Below are 15,300 nucleotides of genomic sequence, written 5' to 3' on the forward strand. Positions count from 1 at the left end.
CACGTGCCACGTATCGCCTATTTCGGACCCTCGGGAACGTTCACCGAGATGGCCCTCGACCGCTTCGAGAGCCTCGGTGCACTCGACGTGCTCGGCGACGGATCCGCCGACGTCGAGCGCGTCTCGGCCGCCGGCCCGCCCGCTGCCCTGCAACTCCTGCGCGACGGGAAGGCCGACGGTGCCGTCGTCCCCATCGAGAGCTCCGTCGAGGGTTCGGTGCCGCCCACCATGGACGCCCTCGCGCTCGGGCCGCGCCTGCAGATCGTGTCCGAGGTCGAACTCGACATCGCGTTCACGGTGGTCACCCGCGAAGGGATCACCCGCGATCGGGTCCGCACTATCGGTGCCTATCCGGTGGCCGCAGCGCAGGTGCGTCGCTGGATCGAGGACCACCTGCCCGACGCCGAGGTCGTGACCGCGGCCTCCAACGCGGGAGCCGCCGAGGACGTCGCGTCCGGCAAGGTCGACGCGGCGGTGTCCACGGCGCTCGCCGGACAGCGGCTCGGCCTGTCCGTCCTCGCCGACAAGGTCGCCGACTTCGAGGGCGCCCGCACCCGCTTCGTGCTCATCACCCGGCCGCGGCCCGTGCCGAAGCGCACCGGTGTCGACCGCACCTCGGTGGTGCTGCAACTCCCCAACGAGCCCGGCTCGCTGGTGCGCGCCATCACCGAGTTCTCCACGCGCGGAATCGATCTGTCGCGTATCGAGTCCCGGCCGACCCGCAGGGAATACGGCACCTACTTCTTCCACTTGGACTGTGTGGGTCACATCGACGACGCGCTGGTCGCCGAGGCGCTGCAGGGATTGCACCGCTTCGCGCAGGTGCGGTTCCTCGGATCGTGGCCCGCTGTGTCCGAACACGGTGTCCCACCCGTGTCGGACGACGAGGATGCGCGGTGGCTCGACCGACTGCGGCGCGGAGAGGACTGACGGTGAGCGGCAGATTGATCCTGGCCCGGCACGGCCAGACGGTGGCGAACGTCGCCCGGAGGCTCGATACGAAACTCCCGGGCGCGGAGCTCACCGAGCTCGGCGTCGAACAGGCCCGCACGCTCGGGAAGAACCTCGTCGAGCAGACGCCGTCGCTGCTCGTCGCGTCGCAGGCGCTCCGCGCTCGGCAGACGGCCGAGCACGCGGCACCGATGGTGTCGCTCGAGACGGTCGTCCGCGAGGGCGTGCACGAGGTGCAGGTCGGCGAGCTCGAGGACCGCAGCGACGAGGAGTCGCACAAGTTGTTCATGAAGGTCTACGAGGAGTGGCACAACGGCGACCTGCGGGCGCGGGTCCCGGGCGGTGAGTCGGCGCTCGACGTGCTCGACCGGTACCTGCCCGTCCTGGAGTCGCTGCGCAGCGACTATCTCGATGCCGGTTCGGGTGACGTCGTGGTCGTCAGTCACGGTGCCGCGATCCGGCTCGTCGCCGCCTATCTGGGGAAGGTGCCGTCCGGCTTCGCCATCACCAACCACCTGGCCAACACCGAGACGGTCGAGCTGGTGCCGGTGGCCGGCGGTGGCTGGGAGTGCGCGCGCTGGGGAACCTTCTTCGCGCCCTTCCACGACACCGCGCGCGGTGGTGCCGACGACCCGATGGGGTGACACCGCCCACCTTTCGATCCTTCGAGCGCAAAACGTACGGGTATCCTCGGGGCGTCCGTATGAAGTAGCGATCGGTAGGTAGGTGCGGTTTCATGGGTGCTTCGAGCGACGGGGCCGACACCCTCACCAACGGTGAGGCGATCCCGGACTGGCGCATCCTCGAACCGATGCAGCTCAGTCCCATCCTCACCGCTGCCCTCGACGCCTTCTACGAGACCGGCTTCCACGGCACCTCGGTGCGGGAGATCGCGCGCCGCGTCGGCGTCACCGTCCCGGCGCTCTACTACCACCACGAGAACAAGGAAGGGCTGCTCATCGCCCTTCTCGAGCTCTCGACCAGCGACGTGCTCTCCCGAGCCCACGCCGCCGCCGAGGACGCCGACGGCGACCCGGTGCGCAGGCTGTCCAACGTCATCGAGGCGATTGTGCTGCGCATGACCCTGCGGGCCCGCCTCGCCGCCCTCGAGGGTGAGGCCCGCTACCTGAGCCCCGAGAACCGCCAGCGCTACCGTGCGGTGCGCAAGGGCGTCGAGCAGCTGGTGCGCCAGATCGTCGAGGAGGGCGTCGCCGCGGGCGTGTTCGACGTGGACGACCCCGCCGAGACCACGCGTGCCCTGCTCGGCATGTGCCAGTCGATCCCGCGCTGGTACCACGCGGAGGGCACGCTCAGCCCCGAGGCCGTCGCGCAGAAGTACGTCGGTATCGCCCTCAAGACCGTCGGGGTCTGACGGCCGGATCCGGTGTCGATCGAACTTCGGCGATCGAAGTTCAGCGTCGGTCGAACCAGGTGACCTGCGTGCCGTTGCTGAACTCCTCGCGCGCGGTGACGTCGAATCGCGTGGGGACGAAGTTGCCCGACAGTGCCGGGATGCCGTCGCCCGCGATCACCGGATAGCTCTTGAAGATCAGCCGGTCGATCTCGGCGAACAGTTGCCCCGCGATGTTGCCGCCACCGCAGAGCCAGATGTCGAGCCCCTCTTCCGCCTTCAGCTTTCGGACCAGCTCGACCGGGTCGGTGTCGACGATCCGAACCTGCGGATCGTCGACCGGCGCGAGAGTGCGGGACACGACGTACTGCTGCATGTGGCTGTACGGACTCGCGAGCCCCAGCGAGAGACCGGGTTCGTAGGCACCGCGCCCCATGATCACCGTGTCCCATTCCTTGTTCGGCGTGTCGACCGGCATGCCGACCTGTTCGCGGAGCGCGGTGGGGACGGCTTCCGGATATCTCGCGCTCATCGCCGCTGCCATGTCGTCGCAGATCGGATAGAAGTCGTACTCCCCGTTCGGCCCGGCGATATAGCCGTCGAGGGTCACTGCCACGTAGTAGACGAGCTTTCGCATGGTGGACCGCCATTCGTAGTACTATGAGTGAAGTGGTTTGAAGGTAGTACTACATATGGAGTGGTGTCAAGTGGTCAGGACGAATCCGGAACGACGACAGGCCTTGTTGGATGCCTCGATCGAAGTGCTGGCGCGCGACGGTGCGCGCGGGCTGACCTTCCGCGCGGTGGACAAGGAGGCAGGGGTCCCGACGGGGACGGCGTCGAACTACTTCGCCAACCGCGACGACCTGCTCGTCCAGGTGGGTCACCGCTACTACGAGCGGCTCCTGCCCGCCGACGAGGTCATGGCACAGTCGCAGGCGCCGCAGACCCGCGAATCCATGATCGAGCTGATGACGGAGGTGGTCGACCGGCTCATCCGGTTCCGCGCCGGCTATCTCGCGCTCCTCGAACTACGCCTCGAAGCCACCCGACGGCCCGAACTGCAGGCCCTGCTCACCGAGCGGGTGCGCGCCGACCTGGATTTCAACATCGCCAACTACCGGCACTCCGGCCTGCCGGGCGGTGAGAACGCCGTCGTGCTGCTCTATCTCGCGTTGAACTGGCTCGTGCTCGACCGACTCACCCTCCCGGGGATCATCGACGAGGACCGTGTCGCCGAACTGGTGCGGGCGGCCGTCGAACGCGTGATCCCCGACGCCTGAAACGACTTCGGTGGATCCGACCCCGCTCAGCGAGGCCGGATCCACCGACATCGTCGACGGTTCAACGACGGAAGTTCGCGGTGCGCTTCTCCTGGAAGGCCGTCACACCCTCGGTGAAGTCGGCGCTGCCGAGCAGGACGAGCTGCCCTTCGCGCTCGCGGGCGAAGGCGTGGTCGAGTTCGGTGAGCGTCGCGTCGTTGATCGCATTCTTCGTCGAAGCGAAGGCGGTCGACGGGCCGTCGGCGAGCCGATGCACGAGAGTCTCGACCGCACTGTCGAATTCGTCGTCCGCGTAGACGTCCGAGATGAGTCCGGAGGCCAGCGCTTCACCGGCCGGAAGTCGCTCGGCCAGCAGGGCCATCTTCAGCGCCCGCGCGCGACCGATCGACGCGGCGACGAGCGCGGACGCACCCCCGTCCGGCATCAGACCGACCCGGGTGAAGGCCAGCAGGAAGTATCCCGACTCCTTTGCGACGGTGAGATCGCATGCCAGAGCGAGCGATACGCCGACACCCGCGGCCGCGCCGTTGATCGCTCCGACGACCGGCCGGGGGAACACCCGGATCGAGGCAACCGCGCGGTTGGCGGCGTCGATCGTGTCGGCGGAGGGCGGCGCGCTCAGGTCACGACCGGAAAGGTCGGCGCCGGAACAGAACGCGCGACCGACGCCGGTGAGCACCGCGACCCGGACGGAGGTATCGTCGGCGTACTTCTCGAACGCATCGGCGATCGCCTCGAGCGTCTCGGTCTTCACGGCGTTCATCCGCGAGGGACGGTTCAGGGTGACGCGCAGGACGCCGTCGTCGACGGTCGTGTCGACACCGGGCAGGTCGTCGGTCATGGCTGTTCTCCTAGGGTCGGGACGTCAGGTCGAGCGCGACCTTGCCGGTCGCGGAACGGTTCTCGAGCGAACGCAGTGCTGCCGGAGCTTCGTCGAGGGGATGGAGGGTGGGTTCGGGGACGACGAGCGTCCCGTCGCGCAGCAGCAGTTCGAGTGCGGCCCACTGCCGCGCCGGGTAGCCGGGGTCGGTGCGGAGGTACTCGCCCCACCCCGCGCCGACGACCGAAATGTTCTTCAGTAGAAGGCGATTGACCTTCACGGTGGGAATGCTGCCGCCGTGAATCCGAGAACGACGGCCCGTCCACCCGGTGCACCGTGGACGAGGACGATCTCACCCGCCCGGTACCGGGCGCGCTCGTCGAGCGCGAAGTGCGCGGTGAAGTAGTTCATGAGCATCCCGGCGCCCGCGGTCAGCGACACGCTGTCGGGCAGCGGGAAGACCAGCTCGCGCGGCAGTGCGACGGTCTGCTGCCACGATCCGTCGATGGACAGCACGGCGACGCGTTGTCCGGCGGTGAGGCCGCTGCCCTCGGGTGCGCTGCGGACGATGCCCGCTGCTTCGGCGCCGAGCACGCACGGCAGCGGCCGGACCATCTGGTAGCCGCCGGTCGTCTGCAACAGATCGGGAAAGGACACGCCGGCGGCGTGTAGGTCGACGAGGACGAGCGAATCGCCTGCCTCGGGTTCGGGGATGTCGGTCACGCGGACGGCGTCGGGGCCGGTGTGTTCGGTCAATTGCGCTGCGCGCACGGGCGTCTCCTCGACTCGGGTCGTGATCCATCACTATCAGAGTGGCTTAGCGTACGCTAGCTCTCAGAGATCATTGACCGAGCGCTAAGTCCGTGGTAGAGCTTTTAGCGATCGATAAGTACGCCGCTGGGAACGTCTCCGGCCCGCACGCTGCACTTTCGAAAGGATCGTCATGACCAACGCTGTCATCGTCGACGTCGTCCGTACCGCTGTCGGTAAGGGCAAGCCGGGTGGTGCCCTGTCCGGCACCCACCCCGTCGAACTCCTCGCCCACGTCCTGCGCTCGCTCGTCGAGCGTAACGACATCGACCCCGCGCAGGTCGACGACGTGATCGGCGGCTGCGTCGCCCAGGTCGGCGAGCAGTCCCTCAACATCTCGCGCACCGCGCTCCTCGCCGCCGGTTTCCCCGAGTCGGTGCCCGCGACCACCATCGACCGCCAGTGCGGATCGAGCCAGCAGGCCGCGCACTTCGCCGCGCAGGGCATCATCGCCGGTGCCTACGACATGGTCATCGCGTGCGGTGTCGAGTCGATGAGCCGCATCCCGATGGGCACCGCCACCCTCGGCAAGGACACCCACGGCCCGAGCATCCGTGCCCGCTACCCCGAGGGCCTGGTCAACCAGGGCATCTCGGCCGAGCTCATCGCTGCGAAGTGGAAGTTCGACCGCGACGCGCTCGACGCCTACTCCGCGCAGTCGCACCAGCGCGCCGCCGCCGCCCACGAGGCCGGCCGGTTCGACAAGGAGATCGTCCCGATCACCGTGGAGAACGCAGCCGGTGAGCAGGTCGAGCACACCGTCGACGAGACGCTGCGCGCCTCCACCACCGCCGAGGGCCTCGCCGGCCTGAAGCCGTCCTTCTACACCGAGGAGTACGCCGCCAGGTTCCCCGAGGCGCAGTGGGTCATCACCCCCGGCAACTCCTCGCCGCTCACCGACGGTGCGTCGGCCGCGCTCATCATGAGCGAGGAGATGGCGAACAAGCTGGGCCTGACCCCGCGCGCCCGCTTCCACTCGTTCTCCGTCGCCGGCGACGACCCGGTCTTCATGCTCACCGCCCCGATCCCGGCCACGCAGAAGGTGCTCGCCCGCGCGGGTCTGGGCATCGACGACATCGACGCCTACGAGGTCAACGAGGCGTTCGCGCCCGTGCCGCTCGCCTGGGCGCACGAACTCGGTGCCGATCCGGCCAAGCTCAACCCGTGGGGCGGCGCGATCGCGCTCGGCCACGCACTCGGCTCGTCGGGCACCCGTCTGTTGTCGACCCTCGTCAACCACCTCGAGGCCACCGGCGGTCGTTACGGCCTGCAGACGATGTGCGAGGGCGCGGGCATGGCCAACGCCACCATCATCGAACGTCTCTGACTTCTCGAAGTCTCGAAGATCTCCGAACCGCAACCACTCTCGAAAGGGTAATCAATGATCGTCAACGACAGCGTCGCCGTCGTCACCGGTGGTGCCTCCGGCCTCGGTCTCGCCACCGTCAAGGCCCTGCTGAACGACGGTGCCCAGGTCGTCATCATCGATCTGCCGTCGTCCAACGGTGAGACCATCGCCAAGGAACTCGGCGACCGCGTCCGCTTCGTCGCCGCCGACGTCACCGACGAGGCCGCCGTCACCGAGGCCCTCGACGTCGCCGAGTCGCTCGGACCCGTGCGTGTCGCGGTGAACTGCGCCGGCATCGGCAACGCGATCAAGACCGTCAGCAAGAAGGGTGCCTTCCCGCTCGACGCGTTCAAGAAGGTCGTCGACGTCAACCTCTTCGGCACGTTCAACGTCATCCGTCTCGCCGCCGAGCGCATCGCGAAGACCGAGCCGATCGACGGCGAGCGCGGCGTCATCATCAACACCGCTTCCGTCGCCGCTTTCGACGGCCAGATCGGACAGGCCGCCTACTCGGCGTCCAAGGGCGGTGTCGTCGGCATGACGCTGCCGATCGCCCGCGACCTCGCGTCGCTGCTCATCCGCGTCGTCACCATCGCACCGGGCCTGTTCAAGACCCCGCTGCTCGGCTCGCTGCCGGAGGAGGCCCAGGCCTCGCTCGGCGCACAGGTGCCGCACCCGGCCCGCCTCGGCGATCCGTCCGAGTACGGTGCCCTCGCCGCGCACATCGTCTCGAACCCGATGCTCAACGGCGAGGTCATCCGCCTCGACGGCGCGATCCGCATGGCTCCGCGCTGACCCGAGCACCGACTGTGAGAGGAGGGGGTCGATGACCCCGGCATACGAGGCCGAGGAATCCGACACGCCCCACGCGGACGTGCCGTGCGCGGACTGGCGTGAGTTCCAGCCTCTGGGGCTCGACCCCATCCTCGAACACGCCCTGGAAGCATTCAGCGAGAACGGCTTCCACGGCACCACCGTCCGCGACCTGGCCGGCCGGGTCGGCGTGACGGTGCCCGCGCTGTACTACCACTACGAGAACAAGGAAGCCGTTCTCGTCACGCTGCTCGACGCCGCCGTCCTCGACCTCATCGACCGTGTGTCGGCCGCGGTCGCGGACGGCGGCGACGACCCGGTCGCCCGCTTCGTCAACGCCGTCGAGGCGATCGTGCTGAACATGACCCACCGTGCACAGCGTTCGGGCCTGGATTCCGAAGTGCGCCACATTTCCCCGGAGAACCGCCGGACCTACGCCGCGACCCGCAAGCGTCTCGAGCTGATGATGCTCGACCTGGTGCGCGAGGGCGTCGAACAGCAGGTGTTCGACGTAGACGACGTCGAGGAGGCCGTGCGCGCCCTCCTCGGGATGTTCCAGTCCATCGTCCGCTGGTACCAGCTCGGCGGTCCCCTCACTCCCGCTCGGATTGCCCAGCGGTACATCGTGATCGCACTGCGGGTCGTGGGTCACCACCCGGCCGCCTGAGAGTCTTTCCAACCACCTCCACGCAAGGAGTCCATGCCGTGCTGACCACCGCCTTCACCGAAACCTTCGGCGTCCGCCATCCCATCGTGCAGGGAGGGATGCAGTGGGTCGGCCGTGCCGAACTCGTCGCAGCGGTCGCCAATGCCGGCGCGCTCGGCATGATCACCGCTCTGACGCAGCCGACCCCCGAGGATCTCGCTAAGGAGATCGAACGCACCCGCGAGCTCACCGACCAGCCGTTCGGCGTCAACCTCACGATCCTGCCGGCGATCACCCCGCCGCCCTACGAGGAGTACCGCCAGGTCATCATCGACTCCGGTGTGAAGATCGTCGAGACGGCCGGATCGAATCCCGCGCCGCACCTGCCCGACTTCCACGCTGCCGGAATCAAGGTGCTGCACAAGTGCACCAGCGTCCGGCACGCCGTCAAGGCGCAGGACATCGGTGTCGACGGCATCAGCATCGACGGTTTCGAATGCGCCGGGCACCCCGGTGAAGACGACGTCCCCGGCCTCGTGCTCATCGCCGCCGCGGCCGAGAAGATCACCATCCCGATGATCGCCTCCGGCGGCTTCGGTGACGGTCGTGGTCTGGTCGCGGCCCTCGCGCTCGGCGCCGACGGCATCAACATGGGCACCCGCTTCATGTGCACCGAGGAATCGCCGATCCACCGCACCATCAAGGAAGCCATCGTCGCGGCGAGTGAGACCGACACCGAGCTCATCTTCCGTCCGCTGCGCAACACCGCCCGCGTCGCGAGCAACACCGTCAGTCGCGAGGTCGTCGAGATCCTCGACCGCGGAGGACAGTTCGAGGACGTGCGCGAACTCGTCGCCGGTGCCCGCGGCCGCCTCGTCTACGAGAACGGCGATCCCGAGGCCGGCATCTGGACGGTCGGTACCGTCCAGGGAATCATCCACGACATCCCCACCGCGGGGGGATTGGTCGAGCGCATCGTCGCCGACGCCGAGAGTCTCATCGCGGAGCGTCTGAGCGGCATGATGTCGCGCGTGAACGCCTAGGAAGCCATGAAACGCACCCATTTCGACGACGATCACGAGGCGTACCGGGAGACCGTGCGCGAGTTCCTCGCCCGCGAGATCGAACCGAACTACGAGCGGTGGGAGGAGGAGCGCCTCGTCGACCGGTCGGCGTGGATCGCCGCGGGCAAGTCCGGCATCGTCGGCCTCGGGGTACCCGAGGAGTTCGGCGGTTCGGGCGTGACCGACTACCGCTTCCGGCACATCGTGCAGGAGGAGATCGCGCGCACCGGAACGACCTCCTTCGGCGCCGGACTCGCACTGCAGGACGACATCGCGATCCCGTACATCCTCCACCTCGGCACCGAGGACCAGAAGGCGCGCTGGCTGCCGGCACTCGCCACCGGCGAACGAATCGGCGCGATCGCCATGACCGAACCGGGCGCCGGATCCGACCTGCAGGGCGTGAAGACCACCGCCGTACGCGAGGGTGACGAGTGGGTGATCAACGGACAGAAGACGTTCATCACCAACGGAATCCACTCCGATCTCGTCATCGTGGTGTGCCGCACCGATCCGAACGCGGGGTCGAAGGGCTTCTCGCTCATCGTCGTCGAGCGCGACACCCCCGGTTTCGGCAGGGGCCGCAAACTCCACAAGGTCGGTCTCGCCGCACAGGACACCGCCGAGCTCGTCTTCGAGGACGCCCGCGTCCCCGCCGGGAACCTCCTCGGCACCGAGGGTCGCGGCTTCGTGCATCTGATGGAGTACCCGATCGGGCGCGCCTACGTCGATGCACGCATCCAGACGATCTACGGTGGCACCACCGAGATCATGAAGGAGATCATCGGCCGCGACATCGCTGCCGGGTACGCGTAATCGTTTCAGGGAAGAGGGATTCGATCTTCGACCTCACAGGCAAGCGCGCTCTCGTCACGGGTGCTTCCGCGGGGATCGGTCTCGGCATGGCCCGGGGTCTCGCCCGTGCCGGCGCCGACGTCACCCTGTGGGGCCGGAGCGAGGACAAGCTCGCGAAGGCCGCGGCCGACATCGGGAGGTTCGCCGGCCGTGTGGCGACCCGCACGGTCGACGTCTCCGACGAGCAGGCCGTGACCGACGGTGTCGCGGCGCTCGTCGACGACTTCGGTGGGCCGTACGTGGCGAGTAAGGCCGCGGTGCTCGCGCTCGCGAACGGCTGTGCCGTCGAGTTCGCGCGTCACCGGATCCGGGTCAACAGCGTGCTGCCGGGCCGGATCGCCACCGACATGACCGGTCCGCTGCAGGAGTCCGACGTCTTCAACTCGAACGTCATCGGCCGTGTGCCGCTCGGCCGGTGGGGCACCCCGGAGGATTTCGAAGGCATCGCCGTCTATCTCGCGAGCGATGCGTCGTCCTTCCAGACCGGCAGCACGACGCTCATCGACGGTGGCTACAGCATGTTCTGACCGGTCCTAAGCTGGTCCGGTGAACCAGCACCCCGCGATTCGTGACCGTGTGATCAGAGTGAGCGCCGTCGTTCTCCGCAACGCCGCCGGTGAGGTGCTCACCGTGCGGAAGCGGAACACGTCGCGGTTCATGCTGCCCGGAGGAAAGCCGGATCGGGGGGAGCCCCCCGCCGAGACCGCCGTGCGCGAGTGCGCCGAGGAACTGGGCGCCGAACTGGATCTGTCGTCGTTGCGTCTCGTCGGGGTCTTCGACGCCGAGGCCGCCAACGAGCCCGGTTACCGGCTCGAAGGAACCGTCTACGAACACCCGCTCGTGGAGGTCGCCGGCGCCGCCGCGGAGATCGCGGAGACGCGCTGGCTCGACCCGGCGGCCCTTCCGCTGCCCGACGATCTCGCGCCGCTGCTCGAGCACCACGTCCTTCCCGCTCTCGCCTCGGCCTCCCGATAATCCTGTTTCCGCAGAGGTATTGCGCAGTTCTCATCCATGGGGAAATGTGATGAGAGCAGTCACCTCGCACATCACGGAAGGTCTCCCATGGCGCTCACCGCTCTGCTCGAACTCGAATTCAAGGCCGACTCCCTCGACGACGCGAAGAAGATCATGACCCGCGTGCTCGACGAGACGCGACAGTTCGACGGATGCGACGGCATCGAGATCCTTGTGGATCAGAAGAACGAGGCCCGTTGGGTGGTCGTGGAGAAGTGGCGCTCGGCCGAGCACGACGCCGCCTACCGCAAGTTCCGCGCCGGCGAGGGTGCCATCACCGAACTCGGACCCCTCCTGGCGGGAGCGCCGAAGCTCGAGCACTTCACCACCCTCTGAGTCCCCCACCGGAGCGCGGGCGGAGTCGGTCGTCACCCGGCGGAACGCGGACGGTAGGGTGACCCCCGGGGCGGACGTGTGCCGTTTGCCTCGAAGTGACATCGACTGTGGAGGTAACCGGGCATGTTGGAACTCTTCGGCGTCATCGTCGTGTGGCTCACCGTGGCCGTCGTCGCTGTCGGAACCGTCATCATGTTCGTCGTGTCGACGCTCAGCCCGCACTTCGGTCAGCGCAAGGCCAAGGGCCCCCGCCTCGACAAGGCGACCGCGGCCCGCAACAAGTAGCACCCGGTACCGATCGCGAAGAGCGCCTCAGCCCCAGCCCAGCTGGTGGAGGCGCTCTTCGTCGATTCCGAAATAGTGCGCGATCTCGTGGACGACAGTGACCAGTACCTCGTGCACGACGTCGTCGTCGCTCTCGCAGATGTCGAGGATCGCGTCGCGGTAGATCGTGATCGTGTCCGGTAGCGATCCCGCGTAGTGGCTGTCGCGCTCGGTCAGCGCGACGCCCTGATACAGACCCAGCAGGTCGGGTTCTTCCTCGTGGCGGGGCTCGACGAGGACCACGACGTTGTCGATCGCCCGCGCGAGTTCGCGGGGAATCTCGTCGAGCGCTTCCGAGACGAGCTCCTCGAAGTGCTCGTCCTCCATGTGCACCGGCACGTCACGACCCCGGCAGGGGAACGGCACCCGGCAGCGGCGTCGGCAGCGACCGGCCTTCCGGCACGGGCGGCGGCGGCACGGGCGGCTGGCCGTCGATGAGGATGTCGCCCTTGGCGCTGCCGGTGATCGACGAGAATCCGCCCCCCTCGACCTGCTTGCCGATCGAGCAGTTCACCTTGCGGCTGCCGGCGAGCCAGCTGTCGTAGTCGAGGTTGTCCCAGAACAACGTGAGGGTCTTGTTGCGCAGAGCCTCGGGTTCGCCGAGGTACTCGTTGACCAGGCGCGTGCAGGTCTCCTCGAGATAGCCGTCCTGGTCCTCGATGCTCGGCAGACCGCCCGGGAACTGCCCACCGAGGTCGACGACCGCGACGACCTCGAAGGCGTGCGGCTTGGAACACTCCACCGGGTCGGCAGGCACACCGTTGTTGATGCCGATGCAGACGCCGACGTCCCAGGCCCGCGACTGGTCCTGATCGGCGACCCGGCCCTTGATGGGGAGCAGGTTGCCGGTGGTCGACGAGAACTGCAGACCGCACCGCAGCGTGCGTTCGCCGGCCGCCCAGCCCGCCTCGCCGGGGTTGATGAGGCCGATGCTGAACTTGCCGTGCGGGTCGAACCGGCCGTCGAGATAGTCCATCGCGGCGGGGGCGCACTGCTCGTCGCGCAGCTCGGTGAAGCGCGTGACCGACGGGAAGCGTGATCCCGGTCCCCATTCGGTGCCGGGATACAGGCTCAGGTCGATGTCGGCGACCACCTCGAACAGATGCGTCTCGGCGCAGTCGACCTTCGCGAGGTCGCTCGCGTCGAGAGCACTCCAGGTCAGGCAATCGCCGGTGGTGGCGGTACCGAACGCTTCCCCCGCGACCGCGCCGGTCGTGCTGATGTTGGCGCCGGCGCTGTCGTCCCCGCCGCCGGCGCCCTGGAACCCCGCGACGACGAACGTCGCGATCGCCGCCAGGACGGCACCGGCCGCAACGAGCACGAGGGCGCGTCGGGTCAACCGCGCCGAGGGCGGGCGCCGGTCGGGCTTGGGCTTGTTGTCTTCGGCCATCACTTCCATCATGCCTGTTCGAGTGGACGCAGGTAGTTTCGGCTCATGGCCGACGACCCGATCGATCCCGAGATTCTCGAGATCGCCAAGCAGACCTTCGACGCCGCCCGCCAGGGAGACGTCGAGACCCTCACCGCGTACGTCGACGCCGGAGTACCGGTGAACCTCACCAACGAGACCGGCGACACGCTGCTCATGCTGGCGTCCTACCACGGTCATGCCGAGGCCGTACAGGTCTTGGTCGAGCGGGGAGCCGACGTGAACCGGCTCAACGACCGCGGCCAGTCGCCTCTCTCGGGGGCGGTCTTCAAGGGCGTCGAGGCAGTGGTGCGGGTGCTCGCCGAGGCCGGTGCCGACCCGCGTCACGGGCACCCCACCGCGGAGGACACAGCGAAGATGTTCGGGCGCGACGACTACCTGGAACTCTGGCAGCGGTAGGCTTCGATTCCGTGATCGACCTCAAGTTCCTCCGCGAGAATCCCGACGCCGTCCGCGAGTCGCAGCGCCTGCGGGGAGAGGACCCGGGCCTCGTCGACGTGCTGCTCGAGGCCGACGCCTCCCGTCGCGCCGCTGTCCTCGCCGGCGACAACGCACGCGCCGAGCAGAAGGCCCTGGGCAAGAAGGTCGGCAAGGCGTCTCCCGAGGAGCGCCCCGCGCTGCTCGACGGCGCCAAGGAGCTGGCGGCGAAGGTCAAGGAACTCGAGGCCGAGCAGCACGCCGCGCAGGAGGCCTTCGATCGCGCGCACCTCGCGATCTCCAACGTCGTGCAGGACGGCGTGCCCGCCGGCGGCGAGGACGACTTCGTCACGCTCGAGACCGTCGGCGAGCTGCCCACCTTCGACTTCGAACCCAAGGACCACCTCGCGCTCGGCGAGTCGCTCGGGCTCATCGACATGGAGCGCGGCGCGAAGGTCTCCGGTGCCCGGTTCTACTTCCTCACCGGTTACGGCGCGCTGCTCCAGCTGGGTTTGCTGCAGCTGGCCGCCCAGAAGGCCACCGCGAACGGGTTCACCATGATGATTCCGCCCGTGCTCGTGCGCCCCGAGGTGATGCAGGGCACCGGCTTCCTCGGCCGGCACGCCGACGAGGTGTACCGACTCGAGGAGGACGACCTCTACCTCGTGGGCACCTCCGAGGTGCCGCTCGCGGGCTACCACTCGGGCGAGATCCTCGACCTGTCGAAGGGGCCGAAGCGCTACGCGGGCTGGTCGTCGTGCTTCCGTCGCGAGGCGGGCAGCTACGGCAAGGACACCCGCGGCATCATCCGCGTGCACCAGTTCGACAAGGTCGAGATGTTCGTCTACTGCCGCCCCGAGGAGGCCGCGGCGGAGCACGAGCGTCTGCTGGCCTGGGAGCGCGACATGCTCGCCGCCATCGACGTGCCGTACCGCGTCATCGACGTCGCCGCCGGCGATCTCGGGTCGTCGGCGTCCCGCAAGTTCGACTGCGAGGCCTGGGTGCCCACGCAGGAGCGCTACCGCGAGCTCACGTCGACGTCGAACTGCACGACCTTCCAGGCGCGTCGCCTCAACATCCGCTACCGCGACGAGAACGGCAAGCCGCAGACCGCCGCGACCCTCAACGGCACGCTCGCGACCACCCGCTGGCTCGTCGCGCTGCTCGAGAACCACCAGCAGGCCGACGGTTCGGTCAAGGTGCCCGAGGCTCTCGTCCCGTTCGTGGGACGTGAGGTGCTCGAACCCGGCGCCTGAGAACTGTCAGCGCAGGATCAGGCAGGTGGTCGAACCCGTCGCGAGCAGGCGGCCCTCGGAGTCACGGGCCTCGCCGCGCGCCGTCGCCGTGCGACGTCCGGTGTGCTCGCAGAAGCCCTGCACACGGATGACGCCCTTGCCGGTCTGCACCGGACGCACGTAGCGGACCTGCAGGTCGAGGGTCGTGTACCCGACCCCGGCCTCGAGGGTGCTCGACACGCAGAAGCCCATCGCGGTGTCGAAGAGGGTAGCGAGCACGCCGCCGTGGATGCTGCCCACCGCGTTGGCGTGGAACTCCTGCGGCTCGAGGGTGACCTCGGCGAAGCCCTCGCCGGCATCGGTGACGGTGAAGCCGAGCGTGCGGGAGGTGGGGTGGTGCGGGATCGTCCCGTCCATCAGCCCGCGCAGGAAGTCGAGTCCGTGCATGTCGCGGTTGGCCGCCGACGTCGGTGCCGGGTCCTCCCACGTGTAGGTACGCTGCCGCTGCTGTTGCTCGTCCGTGCTCACGATGACCGACCGTATCCCACCTTTTGGAGGGGTGACATGTGGAGCCGGGCGTGCCATTCTCGTTGCATGCGCCGTC

Annotated in this window: 20 protein-coding genes and 1 pseudogene; 15 read left to right on the forward strand and 6 right to left on the reverse strand. The window is 68.3% G+C overall.

The window, feature by feature from the left end:
* Nucleotides 1-3 precede the first annotated feature (3 nt).
* The 3 genes from pheA to IM25_RS07225 all read left to right on the forward strand — a co-directional run bounded on the left by pheA (nt 4) and on the right by IM25_RS07225 (nt 2,323).
* Nucleotides 4-930 (forward strand): prephenate dehydratase, encoded by a 927-nt coding sequence (pheA, locus tag IM25_RS07215; RefSeq protein ID WP_006553410.1) that lies wholly within the window; start codon nt 4-6, stop codon nt 928-930.
* Nucleotides 931-932: 2 nt separating this feature from the next.
* The gene (locus IM25_RS07220) at nt 933-1,595 is read left to right on the forward strand and encodes a histidine phosphatase family protein (RefSeq protein ID WP_033097856.1); all 663 of its coding nucleotides are present in this window, start codon (nt 933-935) and stop codon (nt 1,593-1,595) included.
* A 92-nt stretch (nt 1,596-1,687) separates the two neighbouring features.
* A complete protein-coding gene (locus IM25_RS07225; protein ID WP_006553412.1) occupies nt 1,688-2,323 on the forward strand; it encodes a TetR/AcrR family transcriptional regulator in 636 nt (211 codons plus the stop codon).
* A gap of 40 nt (nt 2,324-2,363) precedes the next feature.
* On the opposite strand, the gene IM25_RS07230 is transcribed toward IM25_RS07225, so the two are convergent.
* Nucleotides 2,364-2,939 carry a dihydrofolate reductase family protein gene (locus IM25_RS07230; protein WP_024102657.1) on the reverse strand — a complete coding sequence of 192 codons (576 nt, stop codon included), beginning with the start codon at nt 2,937-2,939 and terminating at the stop codon, nt 2,364-2,366.
* A gap of 70 nt (nt 2,940-3,009) precedes the next feature.
* On the opposite strand from IM25_RS07230, the gene IM25_RS07235 reads away from it, so the two are divergent.
* Nucleotides 3,010-3,585 (forward strand): TetR/AcrR family transcriptional regulator, encoded by a 576-nt coding sequence (locus tag IM25_RS07235; RefSeq protein WP_033097855.1) that lies wholly within the window; start codon nt 3,010-3,012, stop codon nt 3,583-3,585.
* A 61-nt stretch (nt 3,586-3,646) separates the two neighbouring features.
* On the opposite strand, the gene IM25_RS07240 is transcribed toward IM25_RS07235, so the two are convergent.
* Both IM25_RS07240 and IM25_RS07245 read right to left on the reverse strand, forming a co-directional pair.
* The gene (locus IM25_RS07240; protein ID WP_033097854.1) at nt 3,647-4,426 is read right to left on the reverse strand and encodes an enoyl-CoA hydratase; all 780 of its coding nucleotides are present in this window, start codon (nt 4,424-4,426) and stop codon (nt 3,647-3,649) included.
* Between the two features lie 10 nt (nt 4,427-4,436).
* Nucleotides 4,437-5,176 (reverse strand): annotated as a pseudogene (locus IM25_RS07245) (alcohol dehydrogenase catalytic domain-containing protein).
* Nucleotides 5,177-5,348: 172 nt separating this feature from the next.
* On the opposite strand from IM25_RS07245, the gene IM25_RS07250 reads away from it, so the two are divergent.
* The 9 genes from IM25_RS07250 (at nt 5,349) to IM25_RS26390 (ending at nt 11,576) form a co-directional block, all read left to right on the forward strand.
* Nucleotides 5,349-6,542 (forward strand): thiolase family protein, encoded by a 1,194-nt coding sequence (locus IM25_RS07250; RefSeq protein WP_033097853.1) that lies wholly within the window; start codon nt 5,349-5,351, stop codon nt 6,540-6,542.
* A 54-nt stretch (nt 6,543-6,596) separates the two neighbouring features.
* The gene (locus tag IM25_RS07255; protein ID WP_019290368.1) at nt 6,597-7,358 is read left to right on the forward strand and encodes a 3-hydroxyacyl-CoA dehydrogenase; all 762 of its coding nucleotides are present in this window, start codon (nt 6,597-6,599) and stop codon (nt 7,356-7,358) included.
* A gap of 31 nt (nt 7,359-7,389) precedes the next feature.
* Nucleotides 7,390-8,043 carry a TetR/AcrR family transcriptional regulator gene (locus IM25_RS07260; protein ID WP_006553419.1) on the forward strand — a complete coding sequence of 218 codons (654 nt, stop codon included), beginning with the start codon at nt 7,390-7,392 and terminating at the stop codon, nt 8,041-8,043.
* A gap of 38 nt (nt 8,044-8,081) precedes the next feature.
* Complete coding sequence (locus IM25_RS07265; RefSeq protein WP_065995908.1) at nt 8,082-9,065, forward strand: NAD(P)H-dependent flavin oxidoreductase; 984 nt, start codon at nt 8,082-8,084, stop codon at nt 9,063-9,065.
* Nucleotides 9,066-9,071: 6 nt separating this feature from the next.
* Nucleotides 9,072-9,902: an acyl-CoA dehydrogenase family protein gene (locus IM25_RS07270; protein ID WP_019290365.1), complete on the forward strand. Its 831-nt coding sequence runs from the start codon at nt 9,072-9,074 to the stop codon at nt 9,900-9,902.
* A gap of 23 nt (nt 9,903-9,925) precedes the next feature.
* On the forward strand, nt 9,926-10,468 hold the full coding sequence (locus tag IM25_RS27425; RefSeq protein WP_033097891.1) for an SDR family NAD(P)-dependent oxidoreductase: 543 nt from the start codon (nt 9,926-9,928) through the stop codon (nt 10,466-10,468).
* 49 nt (nt 10,469-10,517) lie between these two features.
* Nucleotides 10,518-10,916: an NUDIX hydrolase gene (locus IM25_RS07280; RefSeq protein ID WP_198162570.1), complete on the forward strand. Its 399-nt coding sequence runs from the start codon at nt 10,518-10,520 to the stop codon at nt 10,914-10,916.
* A gap of 87 nt (nt 10,917-11,003) precedes the next feature.
* On the forward strand, nt 11,004-11,291 hold the full coding sequence (locus IM25_RS07285; protein WP_033097852.1) for a putative quinol monooxygenase: 288 nt from the start codon (nt 11,004-11,006) through the stop codon (nt 11,289-11,291).
* Nucleotides 11,292-11,414: 123 nt separating this feature from the next.
* Nucleotides 11,415-11,576 (forward strand): hypothetical protein, encoded by a 162-nt coding sequence (locus tag IM25_RS26390; protein WP_016933301.1) that lies wholly within the window; start codon nt 11,415-11,417, stop codon nt 11,574-11,576.
* A 27-nt stretch (nt 11,577-11,603) separates the two neighbouring features.
* On the opposite strand, the gene IM25_RS07290 is transcribed toward IM25_RS26390, so the two are convergent.
* Nucleotides 11,604-11,942: a metallopeptidase family protein gene (locus tag IM25_RS07290; RefSeq protein WP_033097890.1), complete on the reverse strand. Its 339-nt coding sequence runs from the start codon at nt 11,940-11,942 to the stop codon at nt 11,604-11,606.
* Between the two features lie 13 nt (nt 11,943-11,955).
* On the reverse strand, nt 11,956-13,014 hold the full coding sequence (locus tag IM25_RS07295; protein WP_033097889.1) for a septum formation family protein: 1,059 nt from the start codon (nt 13,012-13,014) through the stop codon (nt 11,956-11,958).
* Between the two features lie 36 nt (nt 13,015-13,050).
* On the opposite strand from IM25_RS07295, the gene IM25_RS07300 reads away from it, so the two are divergent.
* Both IM25_RS07300 and serS read left to right on the forward strand, forming a co-directional pair.
* On the forward strand, nt 13,051-13,443 hold the full coding sequence (locus IM25_RS07300) for an ankyrin repeat domain-containing protein (protein ID WP_006553426.1): 393 nt from the start codon (nt 13,051-13,053) through the stop codon (nt 13,441-13,443).
* A gap of 11 nt (nt 13,444-13,454) precedes the next feature.
* Nucleotides 13,455-14,717, forward strand: a complete 1,263-nt coding sequence (serS, locus tag IM25_RS07305; RefSeq protein WP_033097851.1) for a serine--tRNA ligase — start codon at nt 13,455-13,457, stop codon at nt 14,715-14,717.
* Nucleotides 14,718-14,723: 6 nt separating this feature from the next.
* Here serS and IM25_RS07310 read toward each other — a convergent pair whose 3' ends face one another.
* Nucleotides 14,724-15,224 (reverse strand): PaaI family thioesterase, encoded by a 501-nt coding sequence (locus IM25_RS07310; protein WP_006553428.1) that lies wholly within the window; start codon nt 15,222-15,224, stop codon nt 14,724-14,726.
* Nucleotides 15,225-15,300 lie beyond the last annotated feature (76 nt).

Origin of the sequence: Rhodococcus sp. p52, assembly GCF_000763325.2 — a bacterium.
Lineage (GTDB): Bacteria > Actinomycetota > Actinomycetes > Mycobacteriales > Mycobacteriaceae > Rhodococcus > Rhodococcus pyridinivorans.

Bases quoted from the DNA above. Each gene is read 5' to 3' on its own strand.
- IM25_RS07225 (WP_006553412.1), top strand. From the start codon at position 1,688: ATGGGTGCTTCGAGCGACGGGGCCGACACCCTCACCAACGGTGAGGCG.
- IM25_RS07230 (WP_024102657.1), bottom strand. From the start codon at position 2,939: ATGCGAAAGCTCGTCTACTACGTGGCAGTGACCCTCGACGGCTATATC.
- IM25_RS07240 (WP_033097854.1), bottom strand. From the start codon at position 4,426: ATGACCGACGACCTGCCCGGTGTCGACACGACCGTCGACGACGGCGTC.
- IM25_RS07250 (WP_033097853.1), top strand. From the start codon at position 5,349: ATGACCAACGCTGTCATCGTCGACGTCGTCCGTACCGCTGTCGGTAAG.
- IM25_RS07255 (WP_019290368.1), top strand. From the start codon at position 6,597: ATGATCGTCAACGACAGCGTCGCCGTCGTCACCGGTGGTGCCTCCGGC.
- IM25_RS07260 (WP_006553419.1), top strand. From the start codon at position 7,390: ATGACCCCGGCATACGAGGCCGAGGAATCCGACACGCCCCACGCGGAC.
- IM25_RS07270 (WP_019290365.1), top strand. From the start codon at position 9,072: ATGAAACGCACCCATTTCGACGACGATCACGAGGCGTACCGGGAGACC.
- IM25_RS07285 (WP_033097852.1), top strand. From the start codon at position 11,004: ATGGCGCTCACCGCTCTGCTCGAACTCGAATTCAAGGCCGACTCCCTC.
- IM25_RS26390 (WP_016933301.1), top strand. From the start codon at position 11,415: ATGTTGGAACTCTTCGGCGTCATCGTCGTGTGGCTCACCGTGGCCGTC.
- IM25_RS07290 (WP_033097890.1), bottom strand. From the start codon at position 11,942: ATGGAGGACGAGCACTTCGAGGAGCTCGTCTCGGAAGCGCTCGACGAG.
- IM25_RS07295 (WP_033097889.1), bottom strand. From the start codon at position 13,014: ATGGAAGTGATGGCCGAAGACAACAAGCCCAAGCCCGACCGGCGCCCG.
- IM25_RS07300 (WP_006553426.1), top strand. From the start codon at position 13,051: ATGGCCGACGACCCGATCGATCCCGAGATTCTCGAGATCGCCAAGCAG.